Here is a 22128-nt window from a genome sequence, read left to right as displayed (position 1 = left end):
CTCAGGCCGTCAGGGCGACCGACGCCTCGGCGGTGTAGCACAGGAACGTCAGCGTCTCCTGCAGGTACAACTGCACGGTGTCGGCGTCGTGCGACAGGTATCCGATCGACACGTCGGTGCCGAGCTGCAGATCGAAATCCCCACCGCGGGTTGACAACACGAATGCGCCGTCGATCGCGGGCGCCCAGATGATGTCGCCGTCGACGAGCCGGTTGAGGTGCTCGCGGATGGGATAGCCGTTCACCGTCGTCTCGCTCACCTGGGTGTACACGTCGGCCGACAGCAGCACGCTGTACGGGCCGTCGACGCCTGCCAGCCGCAGCTCCGACAGCGCCTGGGTGATGACGTCGGGGATCTCCCGCGGATCCGCGGGCAGTTTGAGGCTCGGGCACGAACTCGACCCGCGGATGCCCTCGATCGACGCGGCCGGGTAGCCCTCGAAGATGGCGCGGTCCTCGACGAACGCCAGCTTCTTCGCGGCGTCCTTGACCGGATCCCAGTCGGAGTCCTGCGAGCCGCGTTCGACGTCGTCGATCGCGCTGCGCGACACCGTGAACGGAACCCGCAGCCGCACCAGCGGCCTGCTGTCGCGCAGGTGTGCCGACACGCCGTCACCCGGGGAGGTCACGTCGATCAGGTGGCCGGTGCTGATCGCGGCGGTCACCGGTCCACCCGGCTCGCTCACGTCGACGACGCGACGACCGGCGATGTGACGCTTGAACGTTCGGGTCGCCTCCTCTTCGATCTGCTGCCACGCCTCGGCGGTGACCGGGGCCAGCTCGCGGTAGAGGTTGTTCATCAGGACTGTCCTTTCAGGCTGCCGATCGACAGGGAACCGGCATAGGCGGGGGCCGGCGCGGGGGAGGCCGCCGGAATGCGCACCGCGTCGGGCAGCGGCGGTGGGTCGTCGAGGAAGTCGATCGTGGGGGAGAAGAACATGCCGCCCGTCACGGCCGTGGAGAAGTCGAGGATGCGGTCGGTGTTCCCGGGCGGATCGCCGATGAACATGTTGTGCAGCATCCGCTCGGTCACGGCCGCGGCGCGCGAGTAGCCGATGAAGTAGGTGCCGAATTCCGACCGGCCGATCTCGCCGAACGGCATGTTGTGCCGCACGATCTTCAGCTCGTTGCCAGCATCGTCGGTGATCACGTTGAGCGCGATGTGCGCGTTGGCGGGCTTCGCGGCATCGTCGAGCTCGATGTCGTCGAGTTTGGTGCGCCCGATCACCCGCTCCTGCTCACCGACCGGCAACGCGTTCCACGAGCCCATGTCGTGCAGATACTTCTGGACGTGCACATAGCAGCCGCCGGCGAAGTCCGGATCCTCGTCACCGATCTGCGTCGCGCTGCGTGCCAGCGGGCCGTCCGGGTTCTCGGTGCCGTCGACGAAACCCATCAGGTCCCGGTTGTCGAAGAACTTGAAGCCGTGCACCTCGTCGACGACGGTGACGGCGCCGGCCATCGCCTCGACCAGCTTGGTGGCCAGTTCGAAGCAGACGTCCATCGATTCGGCACGGATGTGGAACAGCAGATCGCCGGGCGTCGAGGGGGCGTCGTGGCGGGGACCGTGCAGCGCGACGAAGGGGTGCAACTCGGCGGGCCGGGGGCCGGAGAACAACCGGTCCCAGGCGTCGGAGCCGATCGAGGCCACCACCGACAATCGCTTGGCCGGATCACGAAAGCCGATGGAGCGCACCAGGCCTGAGATGTCGGCGAGCCCGTCGTGCACCGTTTCCTCGCCGCCGTCGTCGACGGTGAGGACCAGGAAGACGGCGGCCGGGGTGAGCGGCGCCAGCACCGGTTGCGGCAGTGGATCGGGCACAACTGGACCCTAGCGTCAAGATCAGTGAAATCGCCCGTCAAACTTGAAAGATGGCAGCTAGCCCCCAGCACCTGTGTGAGTTCATCGATGCCTCGCCGTCACCGTTCCACGTCTGCGTCACCGTGGCCGAACGGTTGCGGGCCGCGGGCTTCACCGAACTGGCCGAGTCCGACGCCTGGCCGACCGAACCGGGTGACTACTTCACGGTGCGGGCGGGATCGCTGGTCGCGTGGCGGGCGGGCGACGATCCCGGTGCGCCGTTCCGGATCGTCGGCGGCCACACCGACAGCCCCAACCTGCGGGTCAAGCAGCACCCCGACCGATTCGTCTCGGGCTGGCAGGTGGTGGCGCTGCAGCCCTACGGCGGTGCCTGGCTCAACTCGTGGCTGGACCGCGACCTCGGGGTCAGCGGCCGGCTCTCGGTGCGCAGCGGCGGGGGAATCGGTGGCGTGCGGGACGTGCTGGTGCGCGTCGACGAGCCGATCCTGCGGGTGCCGCAGCTGGCCATCCACCTGTCCGACGACCGCAAGGGCGTCACCCTGGACCCGCAGCGTCATCTGAACGCTGTGTGGGGCGTGGGCAGCGGAACCCGCTCGTTCCTCGAGTACGTCGCCGACCACGCGGGCTTCGCGGCGGGCGACGTGCTCGCCGCGGACCTGATGACCCACGACCTCGCGGGTTCGCGGCTCGTCGGCGCCGAGCACGAACTGGTCAGTGCGCCCCGGCTGGACAACCAGGGCACCTGCTACGCCGGTCTGGAGGCGTTCCTCGCCACCGCCGCGGGCGGTCGGAACATACCGGTGCTGGCGCTGTTCGACCACGAGGAGGTGGGGTCGACGTCCGATCACGGCGCGCAGTCCGACCTGCTGCCGACCGTGCTGGAACGGATCACGCTGGTGGCGGGCGGCGCCCGCGAAGACCTGCTGCGCAGACTGTCCGGATCGATGGTGGCCTCCGGCGACATGGCGCACGCCACCCATCCGAACTATCCCGAGCGTCACGAGCCGCTGCATCTGATCGAGGTCAACGCCGGCCCGGTGCTGAAGGTCCAGCCGAATCTGCGTTACGCCACCGACAGCCGCACCGCCGCGGCGTTCCAGCTCGCCTGCGATCAGGCAGGCGTCCCGCTGCAACGCTACGAGCACCGCGCCGACCTGCCGTGCGGGTCCACCATCGGCCCGATGACGTCCGCGCGCACCGGCATCCCGACCGTCGACGTCGGTGCCGCCCAGCTCGCCATGCACTCCGCCCGCGAGCTGATGGGCGCCCACGATGTCGCGGCGTATTCGGCGGCGCTGCAGGCGTTCCTGGCGCCCGCCTGATTTCTCCGATTCGCCTGCCGATGCGCGGTGAGGGCGCAACAGTGAACCCGTGACCGCACAGGACGTGGTGGACGCGCACATCCACCAGTGGGACCCGTTCACCACGCCGCGCAAAGTGTCGACGGTGGCGAAGGTGGTGCGCCGCGCGCCGCTGGTGATGCCGGTGCTGGTGCGGGTGTTCCCGCGCAGCAACCGCGAGTTCGTCGGCGAAACGCAGTACCTGTTCGACCGGTACCTGCCCGACGACTACCGAGGCGACGCGGCGGCCGCGGGGGTGCGCACCGTGGTACACATCCAGGCCGGCTGGGAGTCGAAGGATCCGCTCGGCGCGGTCGACGAGACGCGGTGGGTGGCCGCACTGCCATTCGGTCGAGACGGCGCACCCGACCTCGGGGCGATCGTGGTGCACGCCGACCCCGGCGAGTCCGGTGTCGGCCGAGTGCTCGACGCCCACCTGGCGGCGAGCCCGCTGGTGCGGGGTGTGCGCTGCCTGGCGGCCCACCACGACGACCCGGGCGTGATGGACTGGACGCCGTCGCCGCACCTGCTCGCCGAACCGGCCTTCCTCCGTGGTTTCGCGGCGGTGGCCGAGCGCGGCCTGACCTACGACATCTGGGTCTACAGCCACCAGTTGCCCGACGCGGTGACGCTCGCCCGCGAGTACCCGCAGACGACCTTCGTGCTCGACCACTTCGCCACGCCGGTGGGTGCGCTCGGCCCGCGCGGCAGGCACACCGGCACGACCCCTGCCGAGCGTGACGACATCGTGGCCCGCTGGCGTGACGACGTCGCAGCACTCGCAGCGCTGCCCAACGTCGTCGCCAAGCTCGGCGGCCTCGGCATGCCGGTGCTGGGCGCCGGGCCGGTGCCGCGTGAACGACTGCGCGACCTCGCCGCACCGCTGATCACCCACCTGCAGTCGGTGTTCGGGCCGCAGCGCACGTTCTGGTCGTCGAACTTCCCGATCGACAAGCCCAATGTGGCGCTGCCGGACAGCATCTGGATCCTGCGCGAAGTCCTGGGCGACGCGTTCGACGAGGACGCCGTGCTGCGCGACAACGCCCGGCGCGTCTATCGGTTGTCGGTGGGCTGACCTAGGGTCGGGTGCATGGCACTCAGAGTGGAGACGCTGACCTTCGACTGCGACGACCCCGACGGGTTGGCCGCGTGGTGGGCCGGGGCGGTGGGCGGCGACGTCAACGCCGTCGTGCCAGGCGAATTCGTGCTCGTCGCGCAGGCCGACGGTCCGCAACTGGGCTTCCAGCGGGTGCCCGACCCCACACCGGGCAAGAACCGGCTGCACGTGGACTTCGCGGCCGCAGACCTGGAGGCCGAGGTGGCCAGGCTGGTGGGCCTCGGCGCGACCGAGACGGGTCGGCACAGCTTCGGCGAGGAGTTCCGCTGGGTGGTGCTCGCCGACCCCGCAGGCAACGCGTTCTGTATCGCGGAGGGATAGCCGCGAGCGGGCTGGAAAGATCGCGCCCGTGCTGCTGTCACTGATCGCGGTCTCCGTAGTGCTCGCCGGCTGGTCGCTGCTGGCCCGGCGGCTGGAGTCCTGGCGGTTGACCGCGCCGATGGTGCTGGTGCTCGCAGGCATCGCCGTCGGCTTCGCGACCCGGGATCAGGTGGCGGCGTCGTTGAACACCGACGCCGCCGAGCACATCGCCGAGGTGATCCTCGCCATCCTGCTGTTCGTCGACGCCACCGACGTGCGCGGCGGCCTGTTCGGCCGGGAACCGCGGTCGGCGCTGCGGGTGCTGTTCATCGTGATGCCGCTGTGCCTGGGCGCCGCCCTGCTGCTCGGGCTGTGGCTGCTGCCGGGGCTGTCATGGGCGGTACTGCTGATCATCGCGTGCATCGTGGTGCCGATCGACTTCGCGCCGGCCACGTCGATCCTGCGCGATGAGCGGATCCCCGAACGGGTGCGCAACCTGCTCAACGTCGAGGCCGGCTACAACGACGGCATCGTCTCGCCGATCTTCATCTTCGCCCTGGTGCTCGCCGGCGAGGGCGGTGACGCCGAGAATCCCTTGGCGGCCCTGGGATCGGCGGTGCCGCAGGCGATCAAGGCGATCCTGGTCGGGCTCGCCGTCGGGGCGGCGCTGGCCGTGCTGTCGAATGCCGCCGACCGCAGGGGCCTGATGACCGAGCACTCCAAGCGGTGGCTGCTGGTGGCCGCCCCGCTGATCGCGTTCGGGCTCAGCCTGGGTGTCGACGGCAACGGCTTCGTGGCGGCCTTCGTCTGCGGACTGGCGCTGCGCAACCTCCGGCATTCGGCGAACATCGGTCGCGAACTCGAACTGGTCGACGATGTCGGCTTCCTGCTCGCCGTCGGCATGTGGTTCGTGTTCGGCGCCGCGGCGGTGGTGGCGCTGCAGTCCGGCGTGTCCATCGGCATGGTGGTCTTCTGCCTGCTGGCGCTGACCGCGGTGCGGGTGGTGCCGATGCTCATCGGCCTGCTCGGCTCGCGACCGAACTGGCGCGAGCGGTGGCTGCTCGGCGCGCTGGGACCGCGCGGCACCACGTCCATCGTCTTCGGTCTGCTCGCCTTCAACACGCTGTCCGACACGGCCGAACACGAGGTGCTGCTGGCGATGGTGGTCACCGTGCTGGGCAGCGTGGTGCTGCACGGACTGGGCGCTCCGGCCGTCGCCCGCGCGCACGCGCGGAGCGGTGGGCAGGAGCACAGCGCCCCGGGGCGACTAGGTGCGGCGGGCAGGAGCGGAGCGACAGGGGAATTAGACTGATCCCCGTGACGCAGGAGGTCGGACCCACACTGGACACCGTCGAGCGGGCGGCAGCCAGCCCCGACCAACCCCAGCCCCACCGCGAGCTGGGCCTCAAGGACGACGAGTACCAGCGGATCCGCGAGATCCTCGGCCGCAGGCCGACCGACGCCGAGCTGGCGATGTACTCGGTGATGTGGAGCGAGCACTGCTCCTACAAGTCCTCGAAGGTGCATCTGCGCTACTTCGGCGAGACCACCACCGACGAGATGCGCGCCGGCATGCTCGCAGGCATCGGCGAGAACGCCGGCGTCGTCGACATCGGTGACGGCTGGGCGGTCACCTTCAAGGTCGAGTCGCACAACCATCCCTCGTACGTGGAGCCCTACCAGGGCGCGGCCACCGGCGTCGGCGGCATCGTGCGCGACATCATGGCGATGGGCGCCCGCCCGGTCGCGGTGATGGACCAGCTGCGCTTCGGGGCGGCCGACGCCCCCGACACCCGCCGGGTGCTCGACGGCGTGGTGCGCGGTATCGGTGGCTACGGCAACTCGCTCGGCCTGCCGAACATCGGCGGTGAAACCGTCTTCGACCCCTCCTACGCGGGCAATCCGTTGGTCAACGCGCTGTGCGTCGGGGCGATGCGCACCGAGGATCTGCATCTGGCCTTCGCGTCGGGCACCGGCAACAAGATCATCCTGTTCGGCGCGCGCACCGGTCTGGACGGCATCGGCGGGGTGTCGGTGCTGGCCTCGGAGACCTTCGGCGGCGACGAGGGATCGGGCCCGGGACGCAAGAAGCTGCCCAGCGTGCAGGTCGGTGACCCCTTCATGGAGAAGGTGCTCATCGAGTGCTGCCTCGAGCTGTACGCCGCCGGGCTGGTGGTCGGCATCCAGGACCTCGGCGGTGCCGGATTGTCCTGCGCCACATCCGAACTGGCTTCAGCCGGCGACGGTGGCATGCGTATCGAGCTGGACCGCGTGCCGCTGCGGGCGAAGAACATGACTCCGGCGGAGGTGCTGTCCAGCGAGTCGCAGGAACGCATGTGCGCGGTGGTCACCCCCGACAACGTCGACGCGTTCCTGGCGGTGTGCCGCAAGTGGGAGGTGCTGGCCACCGTCATCGGCGAGGTCAGCGACGGCGACCGGCTGGAGATCACCTGGCACGGGGAGACCGTCGTCGACGTCCCGCCGCGCACCGTGGCGCACGAGGGCCCGGTCTACCAGCGACCGCTGGCCCGCCCCGACACCCAGGACGCGCTGATCGCCGACACCACCGCCGGACTGCCCCGTCCGCAGACCGGTGACGACCTGCGCGCAACCCTGCTGGCGATGGTGGGCAGCCCGCACCTGTGCAGCCGCGCGTACATCACCGAGCAGTACGACCGCTATGTGCGCGGCAACACCGTGCTCGCCGAACATGCCGACGGCGGTGTGCTGCGCATCGACGAGGCCACCGGCCGCGGCATCGCGGTCTCCACCGACGCCTCCGGCCGCTACACCGCGCTCGACCCCTATGCGGGAGCGCAACTGGCGCTCGCCGAGGCCTACCGCAACGTCGCCGTCACCGGTGCGACCCCGGTCGCCGTGACCAACTGCCTGAACTTCGGCTCGCCGGAGGACCCCGGGGTGATGTGGCAGTTCTCCGAAGCGGTCCGCGGGCTCGCCGACGGGTGTGCGGCACTGGGCATTCCGGTCACCGGCGGCAACGTCAGCTTCTACAACCAGACCGGCAGCACCCCGATCCTGCCGACCCCGGTGGTGGGCGTGCTCGGCGTGATCGACGACGTCAAGCGCCGCATCCCCACCGGCGTCGGCACCGAACCGGGTGAGACGCTGATCCTGCTGGGCGACACCCGCGACGAATTCGACGGCTCCATCTGGGCGCAGGTCACCGCGGGGCACCTCGGCGGCACACCGCCGCGGGTCGACCTCGACCGGGAGAAGCTGCTCGCCGAGGTGCTGACCGCCGCGTCGCGCGACGGCCTGGTCTCCGCGGCGCACGACCTGTCCGAGGGCGGGCTGATCCAAGCCGTGGTCGAGGCGGCGCTGGCAGGCGAAACCGGTTGCCGCGTCATCCTTCCCGACGGCGCCGACCCCTTCGTCACGCTGTTCTCCGAGTCGGCGGGCAGGGTGCTGGTCGCCGTGCCGCGCACCGAGGAGAGCCGGTTCCGGTCGATGTGCGAGGCCCGCGGGCTGCCCGCCACCCGCATCGGCGTGGTCGACGACGGCAGCGATGCCGTCGAGGTGCAGGACCAGTTCAGCGTGACCCTGGCGGATCTGCGCAGCACGTCGGAGGGCGTGCTGCCCGGATTGTTCGGGTGAGTGCACCGACCCACGACCGCACCGGCGAGCGATTCGCCGAGGCGCAACAACGCCGTTCGCGCCACCCCCTGCTGATCTGGGCCTGGAGCCTGGTCCGCCTCGACTTCGTCGGCATGGCCTTCGGCGCGCTGTTCTTCTGTCTGTCGCTGACACCGTCGCTGTTGCCGAGGGACTGGCTGTTCCAGGGTTTGATCGGCGGCATCAACGGCGCCATCGGGTACGGGATCGGTGTGTTCACCGCGACGATGCTGCACCGCTTCGTTCTTCGTCATTCCCGGCGCTGGCCGCCGCCGAAGCGCGCGCTGTACCGGGCCAAAGGTCTGACGGTGGTGCTGGCGATCGTCGCGAGTGTGGCGATGCTGGTGCCCGCCGCGGCGTGGCAGCGGCAGGTGTCGGCCGTGACCGGCGTCGAGGGCCCGACGACGCTGGGGCATTCCCGCACGCTGATCATCGCCGTGCTGGTCGGCGCCGCGTGTGTGGCGGTAACCCGGGTGCTGCTCGACGCGGTGAAAGTGCTTGCCCGCGCGCTGATCAGACGCTGGCACCTGCACCAGGAGGTGGCGTTGTTCATCGGCACCGCGATCGTGGTGGTGCTGGTGATCACGCTGGTCAACGGCGTGCTGCTGCGCGGCTTCCTGGCCGGCGCGAACCGGGTGTTCCAGCCGCAGAACACCACCACCCGCGACGGCATCGTGGCGCCGACCCAACCGCAACGCTCGGGCAGCCCGGAATCCTTCGCCTCGTGGGACTCCCTGGGCTTCCAGGGCCGCAACTTCGTCGCCTCCGGGCCGGACGCCGACGAGCTCGAAGCCGTCAACGGGCGGCCCGCGCTCGAGCCGATCAGGGTGTACGCCGGGCTGCAGTCCGCCGACACCGACGAGCAGCGAGTCGCGTTGCTGCTCAGCGAACTCGAGCGCACCGGCGCGTTCGACCGGCAGGTGCTGGTGATCGTCCCGACCACCGGCACCGGGTGGATCAACCCGGTGGCCGCGCGGTCCCTGGAACTGATGTACAACGGCGACACGGCGCTGGTCGGGATGCAGTACTCCTACCTGCCCAGCTGGATCTCGTTCCTGGGTGACCGGCAGAAGTCGATGGACACCGGCCGGCTGATGATCGACGCGATCCACCAGCGCTGGGAGCGGCGCCCCGCAGACCGCCGACCCGAACTGGTGCTCTACGGCGAGAGTCTCGGTTCGATGGGCGGGCAGGGCGCGTTCGCGTGGCTGCCCGACATCGCCAGGATGGGATTCTCCTCGGTGCTCTGGGTGGGCCCGCCCAACGCCAGCCCGTTGTGGCGGGCCATCATCGAGCGGCGCGATCCCGGCACTCCGGAGGTCGCCCCGCGCTACGACAACGGGCGCACCGTCCGCTTCTCGGAGGCGACCGGTCCGCAGGAGATCGCTGCGGACACCGCCGCGCCGTGGGAGGGCACCCGCGTGCTGTTCCTGCAACACCCGTCGGATCCGATCGTGTGGTGGTCGCCGGATCTGCTGTTCTCCCGGCCCGACTGGCTGAGGGAGGCGCCGGGTCGTGACCGCACAGCGTCGATGCGCTGGTACCCGATCGTCACCTTCTGGCAGGTCGGTGCCGACATGACGAACGCCGCCGGGGTGCCGGGCGGGCACGGCCACAACTACGGCGACTCGGTGCTCGACGGTTGGGCGGCCGTCGCGCCGCCCGACGGCTGGACCGCCGAGGACACCGCGCGCATCCGGATGGCGCTGGAGAAGTCCGCCGCCGACGGGCCCGAATACTAGTGTCGCCGGCCGGGTTTCGGGCGGTGGCGCTCGCCGTCATCCTCGTTGCGCTCAAGGGCCTGGTGAGCCCGCGGCTGCCTGCGCGCTGGCACCCGCTGGTGCAGGCCGCCTTCGGCACCGCCCTGGTGCGGCTCACCCGCGCGCCGCTGGGATTGCGCCCGCCCGAGCTACGGAGCGGACTGCGGCACGGACTGGCCGTGGTCGCCGTCGTGGCGGCGGCGGTCGGGGCGGCGGCCGCGCTGCCCGTCGTGCGCTCGGCGATGGCCGACCAGAAGGTGCCGGACCGCCCGGTGCGCTGGCTGCTGCTGCGGATCCCACTCGGGACGGTGTGGGCCGAGGAGACGGCGTTCCGCGCCGCGCTCGCAACGCTGGCCGCCGAAGGGTTCGGGCCGGACGGCGGGCGGCTGCTGCAGTCCGCGGCGTTCGGGCTGTCGCACATCGCCGACGCGCGGGCAGCCGGTCAGCCGGTACCGGCCGTGGTCGTGGCGACCGGACTGGCCGGCTGGGGGTTCGCCCTGCTCGCCGAACGCTCGGGCAGCATCGCCGCGCCGATGCTGGCGCACCTCGCGGTCAACGAGGCGGGCGCCGTCGCCGCGCTGGTGGTCAGACGTCGCGGATGTCGGCGACGAGATCGTGCGGTGCGGTCTCGGTGTCGTCGATGCCGAAGCTGATGATGCGGCGGGGATGCACGCGGATGATCGCGGGGTCGAGTTCGTCGCCGGAACCGCCGTGTGACGGCCCGGTGTGCGCCTGCTCGGCGGTGCCGCGGATCTCCAGGCAGCGGACCCGCCACGGGTCGCGCGAGTAGATGTCGTCCACGACGAACGCCACGCGGGCGTCGTGGGCGATGTTGCGGAACTTCTGGCTGCGCGACATCCGGTAGCCGGCGATGTCGATGGTGCCGAGTTCGTCGTTGTAGGTGAAACCGACCGGACTGTTCTGCGGGGTGCCGTCGGGCTGGACGGTGGCGAGCCGACCCAGGTCGGCGTCACGCAGGAAGGCGATCTCGTGTGGCTTGAACGTCATGGCCGCCAACGTAGAACCTCAAGGAAACTTGATGTCAACAAGCGGGGGTCAGGGGTTGATGGTGAGCTCGCCGAACTGGCGGCCCCACACGTAGTCGATCGCGAAGGGCTGGCCGATCTCCATGTGGTTGTACGGGGCGATGCTGTATCCGGTGTCCATCACCAGGTAGGGCATCGGCCAGAGCTCGCGGGTGATCTTCTGCCAGCACCCGGGCCTGCCACCGGGACCGCCGCGGGCGTTCACCCGGGGCAGGTTGTCGGGGTAGATGTACGGGTTGCCCGCTCCCGTGGGCGCACCTGCCGACCGCAGCGAGAACCCGTTGTCGCCGCCGAGGGTGCGCTGGATCTCCGGGGCGACGTCGTGATAGTTGCGGATCGTGCAGAAGATCATGCCGCGGTAGTCGTCGAGCAGCTTGGCCGTCGGCCCCAGATCCTCGGCCACCCGCACGAAGTACGGACCGGCCCGCTCGAAGGCGTCGCCGCCGGTGTTCGCGAACCCGATCGAGGCGAGCAGGGCGGCGTCCACGTCGGCACGCCGGTCGTTCAGCGCGCGGGCGGTCAGCACGGCGTCGTCGAGGCCGTCCCAGAGGTCGTGCGAGGCGTCGGCGTAGACGTCGGCGAGGTCGGCCAGGTTCGTGACGTCCTCGCGCAGCTGCGGCATCCGCTGGTTGAGGTCCTCGAGGATGGCGTTGCCGTCGGTCAGCGAGTTGCCGAACCGGTCGCCGAGCCCGGTCAGCGCCTGCGCCGTTGTGCTCAGCGTCTGATTCAGTTTGATCGGGTCGACCTGTTCGGCCAGCGCGGTGACCGTCTCGAACACCGTGTTGAACTCGGTGGTCACCGACGAGGCCACCACCACGTCGCCGTCCGAAAGGCGTTGCGCGGCAGGATCGGTCGGTGAGCTGAAGGCGATGTACTTGTTGCCGAAGACTGTGCTCGCATTGATGTCGGTCACCACGTTGGCCGGGATGAGACCCAGGTAGCGGGGATCGACGTCCAGCGACAGCCGGGCCTGCTGCGCGTCGTCGGTGGGCTCCGTGCCGATTTCGGTGACCCTGCCGATCTCGACCCCGTTGAACGTCACCTTCGACCCTGGATCGACGACCAATCCCGCGCGTGACGACACGACGGTCAGCTCGGCCCTCGGTGTGAACGCGCCACGGAACTGCAGGGAGAACAGCACGCCGACGACGACCATCAGTGCGATCAACACCGCACCCGCCGTTTTGTACGGCGGGTGGTGGTGAAGATCAATCACTTTGCGACCCTAAGATATGGCCACCCGTCGTAGTCCCGATCCGGCAAAGACCCGCGCCGCCGTCGTGGCGGTCGCCGACTGGCTGCGTGACGCCACCCGTGCGGAACCGTCGCGCACCGACGTCGCCGAGGCGGTGCGCCTCACCGCCCGCACCCTCGCCGCGTCCGCGCCCGGCGCCAGCGTCGAAGTCCGCGTCCCGCCCTTCGTTGCGGTGCAGTGCATCTCCGGCCCGCGCCACACCCGGGGCAACCCGCCCAACGTCGTCGAGACCGACGGGCGCACCTGGCTGCGGCTGGCGACGGGGCTGACGACCGTCGACGCCGCGGCGGCCGCACACGACATCACCCTGTCCGGGTCGCGGGCCGGCGAGATCGCCCAGTGGCTCCCCGTGGTGGCGCTGGAGAGTTAGTTTCGCCACACCCCCCACGGCCGTCCGCGGACCGCGCCCCGGGAATGACCTGCACCCGCGCCGGCGTTGCACCGCTGAGATCCACCGGCGACACTGCCGCCGCGATTCCTCGAACACCCGCCATTGACCGTATGCTCGGTCATGTCACCCAACGCCCCCACGGAGCAGCCCCTAACGTGACCGGCCAGACAGACCTCGAGCCCGAAGAGGGCCCCAAGGAAGAGTGCGGCGTTTTCGGTGTCTGGGCACCGGGCGAGGACGTCGCGAAACTCACCTACTACGGTCTCTACGCCCTGCAGCACCGCGGCCAGGAAGCCGCGGGCATCGCCGTCGCGGACGGTTCGCAGGTGCTGGTGTTCAAGGACCTCGGCCTGGTCAGTCAGGTCTTCGACGAGCAGACGCTGGCCGCGATGGACGGCCACGTCGCGATCGGCCACTGCCGCTACTCGACCACCGGGTCGACCACGTGGGAGAACGCCCAGCCGGTGTTCCGCAACACCGCCGCGGGCACCGGGGTCGCGCTCGGCCACAACGGCAACCTGGTGAACACCACTGAACTCGCCGCCCGCGCGCGCGACGCCGGGCTGATCAACCCCCGCACACCCGGCGCGGCCACCACGGACTCCGACATCCTCGGCGCCCTGCTCGCCCACGGCGCGGCCGACAGCACGCTCGAACAGGCCGCGCTCGCGCTGCTGCCCACCGTCCGCGGCGCGTTCTGCGTGACCTTCATGGACGAGAACACCCTCTATGCGGCACGCGACCCCTACGGCGTACGGCCGCTGTCGCTGGGCCGGCTGGACCGCGGGTGGGTGGTGGCCTCCGAGACCGCCGCGCTCGACATCGTCGGCGCGTCGTTCGTCCGCGACATCGAGCCGGGCGAACTGCTGGCCATCGACGCCGACGGGGTGCGCTCCACCCGGTTCGCCAACCCGACGCCCAAGGGCTGCGTCTTCGAGTACGTCTACCTCGCCCGGCCGGACAGCGTCATCGGCGGCCGGTCCGTGCACGGCACCCGCGTCGAGATCGGCCGCAGGCTGGCCGCCGAGAAACCCGTCGACGCCGACCTGGTGATCGGCGTCCCCGAATCGGGGACACCCGCCGCCGTCGGGTACGCGCAGGGCTCCGGGATCCCCTACGGCCAGGGCCTGATGAAGAACGCGTACGTGGGCCGCACCTTCATCCAGCCGTCGCAGACGATTCGGCAGCTGGGTATCCGGCTCAAGCTCAACCCGCTCAAGGAAGTGATCCGCGGCAAGCGGCTGATCGTCGTCGACGACTCGATCGTGCGGGGCAACACGCAGCGCGCGCTGATCCGGATGCTGCGCGAGGCGGGTGCGCTCGAGGTGCACGTGCGGATCGCCTCACCGCCGGTGAAGTGGCCGTGCTTCTACGGCATCGACTTCGCCACCCCCGCCGAGCTCATCGCGAACGCCGTCGAGGACGAGGACGAGACACTCGAAGCCGTCCGCCGGGCGATCGGCGCCGACAGCCTCGGCTACATCTCCCAGCACGCCATGATCGCGGCGACCGAACAGCCCGCGTCGAGGCTGTGTTCGGCGTGCTTCGACGGCAAGTACCCGATCGAGCTTCCGGGTGAGACAGCACTGGGCAAGAACGTCATCGAACACATGCTGGCCACGGCCGCACGCAACGGGCTGCCGCTGTCGATCGAGAACGACAACGCCTCAGCCGTGCGTCGCCCCTGAAAGTTATTGCGGCGCAGTCGGACTGAACTTCACCAGGTGGCGCCGCCCGCCGGTGGACGCGGTGCCATCCTGCCGCAGCGCCTCGGTCACCGATTCGCGGTAGGACATCGAACCGCCCGGTGGCGGCGGGATGACCGCGTCGATGTCGTGCTCCGCCATCACCGCGTCGTGCGCCAGCGACTCGACCAAGGGCCGGGCCAGACCGGACGGAATCGGGGTCACCAGACCCACCCACCAACTCGCGATGGACGGCGTCAGGAACGGCATCACGACGATGAATCTCTTCCGCAGACCCGCGACGTTCGCATAGACCTGCATCGCGTCGCCGTACTCCAGGACATCGGGTCCGCCGACGTCCCAGGTCCGTGACTCGGGGATCTCGGCGGTGGCGGACTCGGTCAGGTAGTACAGGACGTCGTCGATCGAGATGGGCTGGATCTTGTTGTGCACCCACTTGGGGGTGGTCATGGCAGGCAGTCGGTCGGTGAGGTGGCGGATCATCTCGAACGACGCGGAACCCGAGCCGATGACGATGCCCGCCTGCAGCACCACGGTCTCGATGCCGGAGGCGATGAGGATGTCCCCGACCTCCGTACGTGACGCCAGGTGACGGGACAACGCGACGTTCTTCGGATGAAGTCCACTCAGGTAGACGATCCGCGAGACACCGGCCTTCTTCGCCGCGGCCACCACGTTGGACGCCGAGCGCTTCTCATCGGCGACGAAATCCTTCGACGTCCCCATCGAGTGCACGAGGTAGTAGACGACGTCCATGCCCTCGAACGCGGCCACCAGAGAGTCGGGCTCGGTGAGGTCGCCGCGCACCACCTCGACGCGATCGCGCCACGCCGCGTCGTCCAGCTTCTCCGGTGTACGGGCCATGGCGCGGACCTGACGGCCCTCGTCGAGCAGACGGGGCACCAGGCGGCTACCGATGTAACCGGTGGCGCCGGTCACCAGGCAGCGGATCTGTTCAGCGGGCACCCGCGGTCTCCATCTCTCGTTCAGCCGTCTCCAGGTATTCGAAGCCGGTACGCCGCCGGATGACCGTTTCAGGGGTCAGGCAAACCCGCAACCCGGATCCGGTGCGTCCTGCGACAGCGGCGCCCCGGCCGGGTTGACGTACAGGATCTCCAGCACCAGGGGCGTCGGCCCGACGTTGCGGCCGATGTGAACATAACCCGGACCGCCCTTCTCGGCGATCTCCTGACCGGCGACGTAGAGGCCGTCCATCGTGCAGTCGGCCCGGTTGTGCATCAGGATGCCCTCCTTCACCGTGCCGAAGAGCTGCCCGGGATGGGAGTGCCAGCCGGTGCTGCCGCCGGGCGCGATGGTGATCCGGCGGAAGATGTAGTCGGTGCCGGTGGGGGCGGCGCCGTCGGTCATCTCCCAGGTCACGACGCCGTCGGTGTCCCGCGGCGGGGTGGCCGCGGCCGGCGCCGCGAGTGCCGTCGCGGCGAGCACCGACACCGCCGCGGCCACCGCCGACCGGTGAAAGTTGTCCATGGCGGGTCACGGTGTCACACCGCGGGCCGCTCGGCGCGGAAACGCGCAGGCAGCGATGACTCGAGGCGCGTACCGTGCCGCGGCCGGTACCGGTAGCCTTTCCTTCGATGACCGATCGCGCCGAACAACACGGCATCTCCTATGCGTCGGCCGGGGTGGACATCGAAGCCGGTGACCGCGCCGTCGAACTGTTCAAGCCCCTCGCCGCGAAGGCCACCAGGCCCGAGGTCCGTGGCGGCCTCGGCGGCTTCGCCGGGCTGTTCGCCCTGCGTGGCGGCTACCGAGAGCCGGTGCTGGCCTCGTCGACCGACGGTGTGGGCACCAAGCTCGCCGTCGCCCAGGCCATGGACAAACACGACACCGTTGGGCTGGACCTGGTCGCCATGGTCGTCGACGACCTGGTGGTCTGCGGCGCCGAGCCGCTGTTCCTGCAGGACTACATCGCCGTCGGCCGCACGGTGCCCGAACGGGTCAGCGAACTCGTCTCCGGTATCGCCAACGGCTGCGTGATCGCCGGCTGCGCACTGCTGGGCGGCGAGACCGCCGAGCATCCGGGCCTGATGGCGCCCGACCACTACGACATCTCCGCCACCGGCGTCGGCATCGTCGAGGCCGACGACGTGCTGGGCCCCGACCGGGTGAAACCCGGCGACGTGATCATCGCCCTCGGCTCGTCGGGGCTGCACTCCAACGGCTACTCGCTGGCCCGCAAGGTGCTGCTGGAGATCGACCGGATGAACCTGGCCGGTCACGTCGAGGAATTCGGCCGCACACTCGGCGAAGAACTACTCGAACCCACCCGCATCTATGCCAAGGACTGCCTCGCGCTGGCGGCGGAGAGCCAGGTCCGCACGTTCTGCCACATCACCGGCGGCGGGCTGGCGGGCAACCTGGAACGCGTCGTGCCCAACGGGCTGTCAGCCGAACTCGACCGCGGCACCTGGACGCCGGCCCCGGTGTTCCAGATGATCGCGCAGCGCGGCCGCGTCGACCGCGCCGAGATGGAGCAGACGTTCAACATGGGAATCGGCATGGTGGCCGTCGTCGCGCCGGAGGACACCGACCGTGCGCTGGCGATTCTGACTGCCCGTCATCTCGACTGCTGGACGCTCGGCACCGTCAAGAAGGCCGGTAAGGACGAACCGCGGGCACACCTGGTCGGTCAGCACCCGCGGTTCTGAAACGAGGGGACTAGCGCCGCCAGTCGTCGTCTTCGAGGTAGTTTCCAGCGTCCTCGGGTTCGAACCCGTCGCTGTTTCCAGGAGAGCTCGACCCGCCGCCCAGCTCCTGCTGGAGCCGCTCGAAATCGGTTTGCGGTGAGCTGTACTTGAGCTCACGTGCAACCTTGGTCTGCTTTGCCTTCGCCCGGCCGCGGCCCATGGGGGGACCCCCTCGCGCAATAACGGAGCGGCCCAGCGAGCAGGCGGCTCCGATCTGAGTGTGTTTATTGTCCTGCGGTTACTTTACCGTGCCCGGCTGCGGTCTGCTGGTAGGCCCTGCCTTGGGTGACCACCCTCACCGCGCGCCGCCGCGAAGCCGCTCGACGGCGAGCCGGCCCGCCCCCGTCGAGTCGGCCGCCGGCACGGAGGCCGGATCGATCACCGCGGCGACCTCGGCCGCGCCGCCGGTGGCGAGCGCGGTGTCGACCGGCAGGCCCCGCTTCAGCAGCGCCAGCGCGATCGGGCCCTCGTCGACGTGGTCGACCACCGTGCCGAGCCGGCCGACCGCGCGTCCTCCTGCCAGCACCGGATCGCCCGTCGCGGGCCGGTCGCTCGATCCGTCCAGCTGCAGCAGCACCAGCATCCGGGGCGGTTTACCCAGGTTGTGCACCCGGGCGACGGTTTCCTGACCGCGGTAGCAGCCCTTGTCCAGGTGGACGGCGCCGACGCCGGGGCCACCGATCCAGCCCACCTCGTGGGGGATGGTGCGCTCGTCGGTGTCCAGGCCGAGCCGGGGCCGCCCGGCCGCGACGCGGTGCGCCTCGTAGGCCCACACGCCGGCCGGGCGCACGCCCGCCGCGGTCAGCCGGGCCCGCCATTCTGCGGCCCGCTCGCGCGGCACGACGAGGTCGATCTCCAGACCGTCGGCGACCAGCCGGCGCAGGAATCCGCCGCCGTCGAGGGCCACCGCCGTCGATTCCGCCGGTAGCGAATCGACGCCGAGCGCGTCGAGCACCGGCGTGTCGCCCAGCGCGGGACCGAGCAGCGACAGCACCGCCAGATCGGCGGGCTCGACCTGCACGTCGGCCCAGAACACCATCTTGCGCAGGTAGGCCAGCAGCGGCTCACCCCGCCAGGGCTCGGTGTCGACGTAGGTGGTGCCGTCGAGTTCGGTCTGCAGCCAGTGGTCCTCGACGCGGCCCTGGCCGTCGAGGCTGAGGTTCTCGGCGACCGTGCCGTCGGGCAGCTCGCTGACGTGCTGGGTGGAGATGCTGTGCAGCCAGCTGCGGCGCTCGGCGCCGGTCAGTGCGAGCGCGCCGCGGTGGGAGCGGTCCACCAGGACGGCGTCGTGCGCGGCGGCACGCTGCTCGCCGAACGGATCACCGTGATGCCAGACTGCGCCGGCATCGGGACTGCCCTCGGGCACGGGAACTGCGGACATACCGTCAACTGTACGAGCGCTAGGCTAACCGGCCATGGGCAGCCAACCCGCGGTCGTGGTGACCCTCGACGGCACGCTGCACGACCCGCACGCGCCGCTGCTGCACGCCGACGATCTCGCCGCCGTGCGCGGCGACGGCATCTTCGAGACGCTGCTGATCCGCGACGGCGCGCCGTGCCTGCTCGAGGCGCACCTGGCACGGCTGACCCAGTCGGCCAAGATGTCCGACCTGCCCGCACCCGATCTCGACCGCTGGCGCGCCGCCGTGGCCGCGGCCACCGCGGCGTGGACGGCGAACCACGAGGGCGAAGGCGTGCTGCGCCTGGTGTACAGCCGCGGGCGGGAGAGCGGTTCGGAGCCGACGGCCTACGCCACCGTCGGCGCGTTGGCCGCCCGGGTGGCCGTGGCGCGCCGCGACGGTGTGGCCGCCATGCTGCTCGACCGCGGGCTGTCGGCAGGCGCGGCGGACATGCCGTGGCTGCTGGCCGGCGCCAAGACGCTGTCCTACGCGGTGAACATGGCCGCGCTGCGGCACGCCGAACGCCACGGCGCGGGCGACGTCATCTTCGTCAGCTCCGACGGCTATGTGCTCGAGGGGCCGCGCTCGACGGTGGTGATCGCCGCGGGCGAGCCGGACAACCCCGTGCTGCTGACGCCGCCGCCCTGGTATCCGATCCTGCGGGGCACCACGGCTCAGGCGCTGTTCGAAGTCGCCCGCAACAAGGGCTTCGACTGCGACTACCGCGCGCTGCGGCCCGCGGATCTGGGTGCGGCGCACGGCGTCTGGTTGATCTCCAGCATCACGCTCGCCGCCCGGGTGCACACCCTCGACGGCAGGCCGCTGCCGCCGTCGCCGTTGGCCGCCGAGCTGTCCGGGCTGGTCGACGCCGCGATCGTCTGTGATCGCTGAGCGCGAAACGAAAATTGCTTGTCGGGCCGCCGAGCCGTCGGTATGGTCGCTCGTACACAGGAAGGGAGGTGGTCCGACATTTTGAATGACTCATGGACATGTGAGGTGGCTGCGAGCTAGCAGCACCAATGGGGACCGCCGTTCGGCGAAACTAGTTGCGCGCGCTGGCGAATTCCCCGCAGTCACCCGGCCCCCGAGCCCCTCGGTCCGTCCAGCTGTGGATCCTTGGCTCGGGGGCCGCTCCATGTCCGCACCACGGGTGCCGGTTGGCGCCGCCCCACCGAGTACGCGAAGATCGCGGCCATGCGCACACTCCCGATCTTGGTGGCCGGGCCCGCACTGATCGCGTTGGCCGTGCTGAGCGCCTGCGCCCCCGCCGACGAATCCGCACCGTCCACTCCTTCGGCGCAGAGCTGCCAGAAGGAGGCGCTGCCCACCCTGACCGACGGGGTGCTGACCTTCGCCACCGACCAACCGGCCTACCAGCCGTGGTTCATCAACGACGACCCGGCGAACGGCCAGGGCTTCGAATCGGCGGTCGCCTACGCCGTCGCCGAGAAGCTGGGCTACGCCAAGGAGGACGTGCGCTGGGAACGGGTGCCGTTCAACTCCGCGATCGCCCCCGGGCCCAAGAACTTCGACGCCAACCTCTCCGAGTTCTCCATCACCGACGAACGCAGGCAGGCCGTCGACTTCTCCTCGCCGTACCTGGACGTCACCCAGGCGTTCATCACGCTGCCGTCGTCGCCCGCGGCGTCGGTGACCACCCTCGACGAGCTGCGTGACGTGCGGGTGGGCGCGCAGGTGGGCACCACCAGTTTCGAAGCCGCCCAGAAGGTCAGCGGCGGTGCAGAGGTCTCGGTGTACAACAACAACGAGGACGCCAAGGCAGCGCTGGTGAGCGGACAGATCGACGCGCTGGCGTTGGACCTGCCGACCGCCTTCGCGGTGCAGTTGGAACTGCCCGAGTCGAAGATCATCGGCCAGCTGCCGTCCGAGCCCGGCAAGGCCGAACAGTTCGGCATCGTGCTGGACAAGGGCAGCGCCCTGACCTCGTGTGTGTCACAGGCGGTCGACCAGCTCGGCGACGACGGGGTGCTGTTCCGGTTGCAGAAGGAGTGGCTGGCCGGGCCGGGAGCGGCGCCGTTCCTCTCGTGACACCACCCGTCGTCTCCGCGCCACTGCTCGACCGGCAGGCGTTCCGCCGCAGCAGGGCCCGCCGCTCCACGCTGGTGGCGCTGCTGTCGACCGTGGTGTTCGCCGCGGTGCTGGTGCTGGTCGTCACCAACGCACCGGGCTGGCCGCGGGTCCGTGAATCGTTCTTCGATCTGCGCATCGGCTGGGACAGCCTGCCCGCGGTGCTGACGGGGCTCTGGCTGAACCTGCGGGTGCTCGCGGTGGCGACGGTGCTGGTGCTCGTCGTCGGCCTCGCCCTGGCGCTGGTGCGGGCCTCGCGGGGACCGGTGTGGTTCCCGGTGCGCGCCATGGCGACCGGGTACGTCGACGTGTTCCGCGGACTGCCCCTGCTGATCTGCCTCTACCTGGTCGGATTCGGCCTGCCCGGGCTGCGGCTGAACGGGGTGCCGAACGACCCCGTGCTGCTCGGCGGCTTGGCTCTGGTCCTGGTGTACTCGGCCTACGTCGCCGAGGTGTTCCGCGCCGGCATCGAATCGGTGCACCCGTCGCAACTGGCGGCCGCGAAGTCGCTGGGGCTGAACTACCGCCGCACCATGCGCCTGGTGGTGCTGCCCCAGGCCGTCCGGCGCGTCACCCCCGCCCTGCTGAACGACTTCGTCGCGCTGCAGAAGGACTGCGGGCTGATCTCCGTGCTCGGCGCGGTGGACGCGGTGCGCGCCGCGCAGATCGAGTCCGCCTCGACCTACAACTTCACCCCGTACGTGGTGGCAGGGCTGCTGTTCGTGGCGCTGGCCGTGCCGTCGGCGCGGCTCGCCGACTGGGTGGCCCGCCGCGCCGCGACCCGCCAGGGGGCGGTGTGAGCGCCGCCGCGGCGACGGTGCTGTCGATCCGCGGCCTGCACAAGAGCTACGGCGGACGGACCGTACTGAACGGGATCGACCTCGACGTCTGCGAGCACCAGGTGGTGGTGCTCATCGGGCCGTCCGGCTCGGGCAAGTCCACGCTGCTGCGGTGTGTGGACCTGCTCGAGGAGATCGACGACGGGCAGATCCTGCTCGACGGCCGCGACATCAGCGACCCCCGGGTCGACGCCGACGCCGCCCGGCGGGCGATCGGCATGGTGTTCCAGTCCTACAACCTGTTCCCGCACATGACCGCGCTCGCCAACGTGACGCTCACCCCGCGGGTGGTGCACGGCGCCGAGCGGCGAGAGGCCGACCGCCGCGGACGTGAGCTGCTCGACCGGATCGGGTTGTCGGACAAGGCCGATTGCTATCCCGACACGCTGTCGGGCGGTCAGCAGCAGCGGGTCGCGATCGCGCGCGCCCTGGCGTATGAGCCGCGGCTGCTCCTGCTCGACGAGATCACCAGCGCGCTGGACCCCGAACTGGTCGGCGACGTGCTCGACCTCGTCGGTGAACTCGCGGCGGCGGGCCGCACCATCCTGATGGCCACCCACGAGATGGGCTTCGCCCGCCAGGTCGCCGACACGGTGTGCTTCGTCGACGGCGGGGTCGTCGTCGAATCCGGGCCTGCCGAACAGCTGCTCACCGACCCGACCCACGACCGCGCCAGGGAGTTCCTCGCCCGGGTGCGTCGGGGGTGACGGGTCAGTGCTGCGGG

22 protein-coding genes are annotated in these 22128 nt (G+C 70.4%); 14 read left to right on the top strand and 8 right to left on the bottom strand.

The annotated features are described in order from the left end of the window. Position 1: 1 nt before the first annotated feature. Positions 2 to 799 (bottom strand): family 1 encapsulin nanocompartment shell protein, encoded by a 798-nt coding sequence (locus AB0K11_RS10570; protein ID WP_364975621.1) that lies wholly within the window; start codon positions 797 to 799, stop codon positions 2 to 4. Next, positions 799 to 1821 (bottom strand): Dyp-type peroxidase, encoded by a 1023-nt coding sequence (locus AB0K11_RS10565; protein WP_364975619.1) that lies wholly within the window; start codon positions 1819 to 1821, stop codon positions 799 to 801. The genes AB0K11_RS10570 and AB0K11_RS10565 overlap by 1 nt, the downstream gene beginning before the upstream one ends. A gap of 50 nt (positions 1822 to 1871) precedes the next feature. Here AB0K11_RS10565 and AB0K11_RS10560 point away from each other — a divergent pair, with 50 nt between their 5' ends. The 7 genes from AB0K11_RS10560 to AB0K11_RS10530 all read left to right on the top strand — a co-directional run bounded on the left by AB0K11_RS10560 (position 1872) and on the right by AB0K11_RS10530 (position 10624). Next, positions 1872 to 3143, top strand: a complete 1272-nt coding sequence (locus AB0K11_RS10560; protein WP_364975616.1) for a M18 family aminopeptidase — start codon at positions 1872 to 1874, stop codon at positions 3141 to 3143. Positions 3144 to 3192: 49 nt separating this feature from the next. Then, complete coding sequence (locus tag AB0K11_RS10555; protein ID WP_364975613.1) at positions 3193 to 4236, top strand: amidohydrolase family protein; 1044 nt, start codon at positions 3193 to 3195, stop codon at positions 4234 to 4236. 15 nt (positions 4237 to 4251) lie between these two features. Then, a complete protein-coding gene (locus AB0K11_RS10550) occupies positions 4252 to 4599 on the top strand; it encodes a VOC family protein (protein ID WP_364975611.1) in 348 nt (115 codons plus the stop codon). Between the two features lie 28 nt (positions 4600 to 4627). Further along, entirely contained in the window at positions 4628 to 5890 is a 1263-nt protein-coding gene (locus AB0K11_RS10545) for a cation:proton antiporter (RefSeq protein ID WP_364975607.1), read from the top strand. A 29-nt stretch (positions 5891 to 5919) separates the two neighbouring features. Next, a complete protein-coding gene (gene purL / locus AB0K11_RS10540) occupies positions 5920 to 8193 on the top strand; it encodes a phosphoribosylformylglycinamidine synthase subunit PurL (RefSeq protein ID WP_364976743.1) in 2274 nt (757 codons plus the stop codon). 68 nt (positions 8194 to 8261) lie between these two features. Then, entirely contained in the window at positions 8262 to 9953 is a 1692-nt protein-coding gene (locus AB0K11_RS10535) for an alpha/beta hydrolase (RefSeq protein WP_364976741.1), read from the top strand. A 23-nt stretch (positions 9954 to 9976) separates the two neighbouring features. Further along, positions 9977 to 10624 carry a CPBP family intramembrane glutamic endopeptidase gene (locus AB0K11_RS10530; RefSeq protein WP_364975605.1) on the top strand — a complete coding sequence of 216 codons (648 nt, stop codon included), beginning with the start codon at positions 9977 to 9979 and terminating at the stop codon, positions 10622 to 10624. Here AB0K11_RS10530 and AB0K11_RS10525 read toward each other — a convergent pair. Then, positions 10557 to 10979: a PPOX class F420-dependent oxidoreductase gene (locus AB0K11_RS10525; RefSeq protein ID WP_364975603.1), complete on the bottom strand. Its 423-nt coding sequence runs from the start codon at positions 10977 to 10979 to the stop codon at positions 10557 to 10559. The two genes, AB0K11_RS10530 and AB0K11_RS10525, sit on opposite strands and share 68 nt — an antisense overlap. A gap of 48 nt (positions 10980 to 11027) precedes the next feature. Continuing rightward, the gene (locus AB0K11_RS10520) at positions 11028 to 12233 is read right to left on the bottom strand and encodes an MCE family protein (RefSeq protein ID WP_364975600.1); all 1206 of its coding nucleotides are present in this window, start codon (positions 12231 to 12233) and stop codon (positions 11028 to 11030) included. A gap of 16 nt (positions 12234 to 12249) precedes the next feature. Here AB0K11_RS10520 and AB0K11_RS10515 point away from each other — a divergent pair, with 16 nt between their 5' ends. Both AB0K11_RS10515 and purF read left to right on the top strand, forming a co-directional pair. Beyond that, the gene (locus AB0K11_RS10515) at positions 12250 to 12642 is read left to right on the top strand and encodes a sterol carrier family protein (RefSeq protein ID WP_364975598.1); all 393 of its coding nucleotides are present in this window, start codon (positions 12250 to 12252) and stop codon (positions 12640 to 12642) included. A gap of 176 nt (positions 12643 to 12818) precedes the next feature. Further along, the gene (gene purF / locus AB0K11_RS10510; RefSeq protein ID WP_364975596.1) at positions 12819 to 14351 is read left to right on the top strand and encodes an amidophosphoribosyltransferase; all 1533 of its coding nucleotides are present in this window, start codon (positions 12819 to 12821) and stop codon (positions 14349 to 14351) included. Between the two features lie 3 nt (positions 14352 to 14354). Here purF and AB0K11_RS10505 read toward each other — a convergent pair whose 3' ends face one another. Then, the gene (locus tag AB0K11_RS10505) at positions 14355 to 15335 is read right to left on the bottom strand and encodes an NAD(P)H-binding protein (protein ID WP_364975594.1); all 981 of its coding nucleotides are present in this window, start codon (positions 15333 to 15335) and stop codon (positions 14355 to 14357) included. A 75-nt stretch (positions 15336 to 15410) separates the two neighbouring features. Beyond that, positions 15411 to 15857 carry a cupin gene (locus AB0K11_RS10500; protein WP_364975592.1) on the bottom strand — a complete coding sequence of 149 codons (447 nt, stop codon included), beginning with the start codon at positions 15855 to 15857 and terminating at the stop codon, positions 15411 to 15413. Positions 15858 to 15964: 107 nt separating this feature from the next. Between AB0K11_RS10500 and purM the strand changes: the two genes are divergently transcribed. After that, positions 15965 to 17038, top strand: a complete 1074-nt coding sequence (purM, locus tag AB0K11_RS10495) for a phosphoribosylformylglycinamidine cyclo-ligase (protein WP_364975590.1) — start codon at positions 15965 to 15967, stop codon at positions 17036 to 17038. A 10-nt stretch (positions 17039 to 17048) separates the two neighbouring features. Here the strand turns inward: purM and AB0K11_RS10490 are convergent, their stop codons facing one another. Both AB0K11_RS10490 and AB0K11_RS10485 read right to left on the bottom strand, forming a co-directional pair. Next, positions 17049 to 17237: a DUF3073 domain-containing protein gene (locus AB0K11_RS10490; RefSeq protein WP_364975588.1), complete on the bottom strand. Its 189-nt coding sequence runs from the start codon at positions 17235 to 17237 to the stop codon at positions 17049 to 17051. A 135-nt stretch (positions 17238 to 17372) separates the two neighbouring features. Continuing rightward, a complete protein-coding gene (locus AB0K11_RS10485; protein ID WP_364975586.1) occupies positions 17373 to 18458 on the bottom strand; it encodes a folate-binding protein YgfZ in 1086 nt (361 codons plus the stop codon). Between the two features lie 34 nt (positions 18459 to 18492). On the opposite strand from AB0K11_RS10485, the gene AB0K11_RS10480 reads away from it, so the two are divergent. The 4 genes from AB0K11_RS10480 to AB0K11_RS10465 all read left to right on the top strand — a co-directional run bounded on the left by AB0K11_RS10480 (position 18493) and on the right by AB0K11_RS10465 (position 22111). After that, positions 18493 to 19368 carry an aminodeoxychorismate lyase gene (locus AB0K11_RS10480; RefSeq protein ID WP_364975583.1) on the top strand — a complete coding sequence of 292 codons (876 nt, stop codon included), beginning with the start codon at positions 18493 to 18495 and terminating at the stop codon, positions 19366 to 19368. A gap of 303 nt (positions 19369 to 19671) precedes the next feature. Beyond that, positions 19672 to 20526, top strand: coding sequence for an ABC transporter substrate-binding protein (locus AB0K11_RS10475; protein WP_364975581.1), 855 nt, complete (start codon positions 19672 to 19674; stop codon positions 20524 to 20526). Continuing rightward, a complete protein-coding gene (locus tag AB0K11_RS10470) occupies positions 20523 to 21365 on the top strand; it encodes an amino acid ABC transporter permease (protein ID WP_364975578.1) in 843 nt (280 codons plus the stop codon). Before AB0K11_RS10475 ends, AB0K11_RS10470 begins: the two co-directional genes overlap by 4 nt. After that, positions 21362 to 22111, top strand: a complete 750-nt coding sequence (locus tag AB0K11_RS10465) for an amino acid ABC transporter ATP-binding protein (RefSeq protein WP_364975576.1) — start codon at positions 21362 to 21364, stop codon at positions 22109 to 22111. Before AB0K11_RS10470 ends, AB0K11_RS10465 begins: the two co-directional genes overlap by 4 nt. The last annotated feature ends 17 nt before the right edge of the window (positions 22112 to 22128 follow it).

Source organism: Mycobacterium sp. NPDC050551 (assembly GCF_040674075.1).
Taxonomy (GTDB): Bacteria; Actinomycetota; Actinomycetes; order Mycobacteriales; family Mycobacteriaceae; genus Mycobacterium.
Note: the sequence above shows the minus strand (reverse complement) of the source record. Positions and strands in the feature narration are given on the sequence as shown.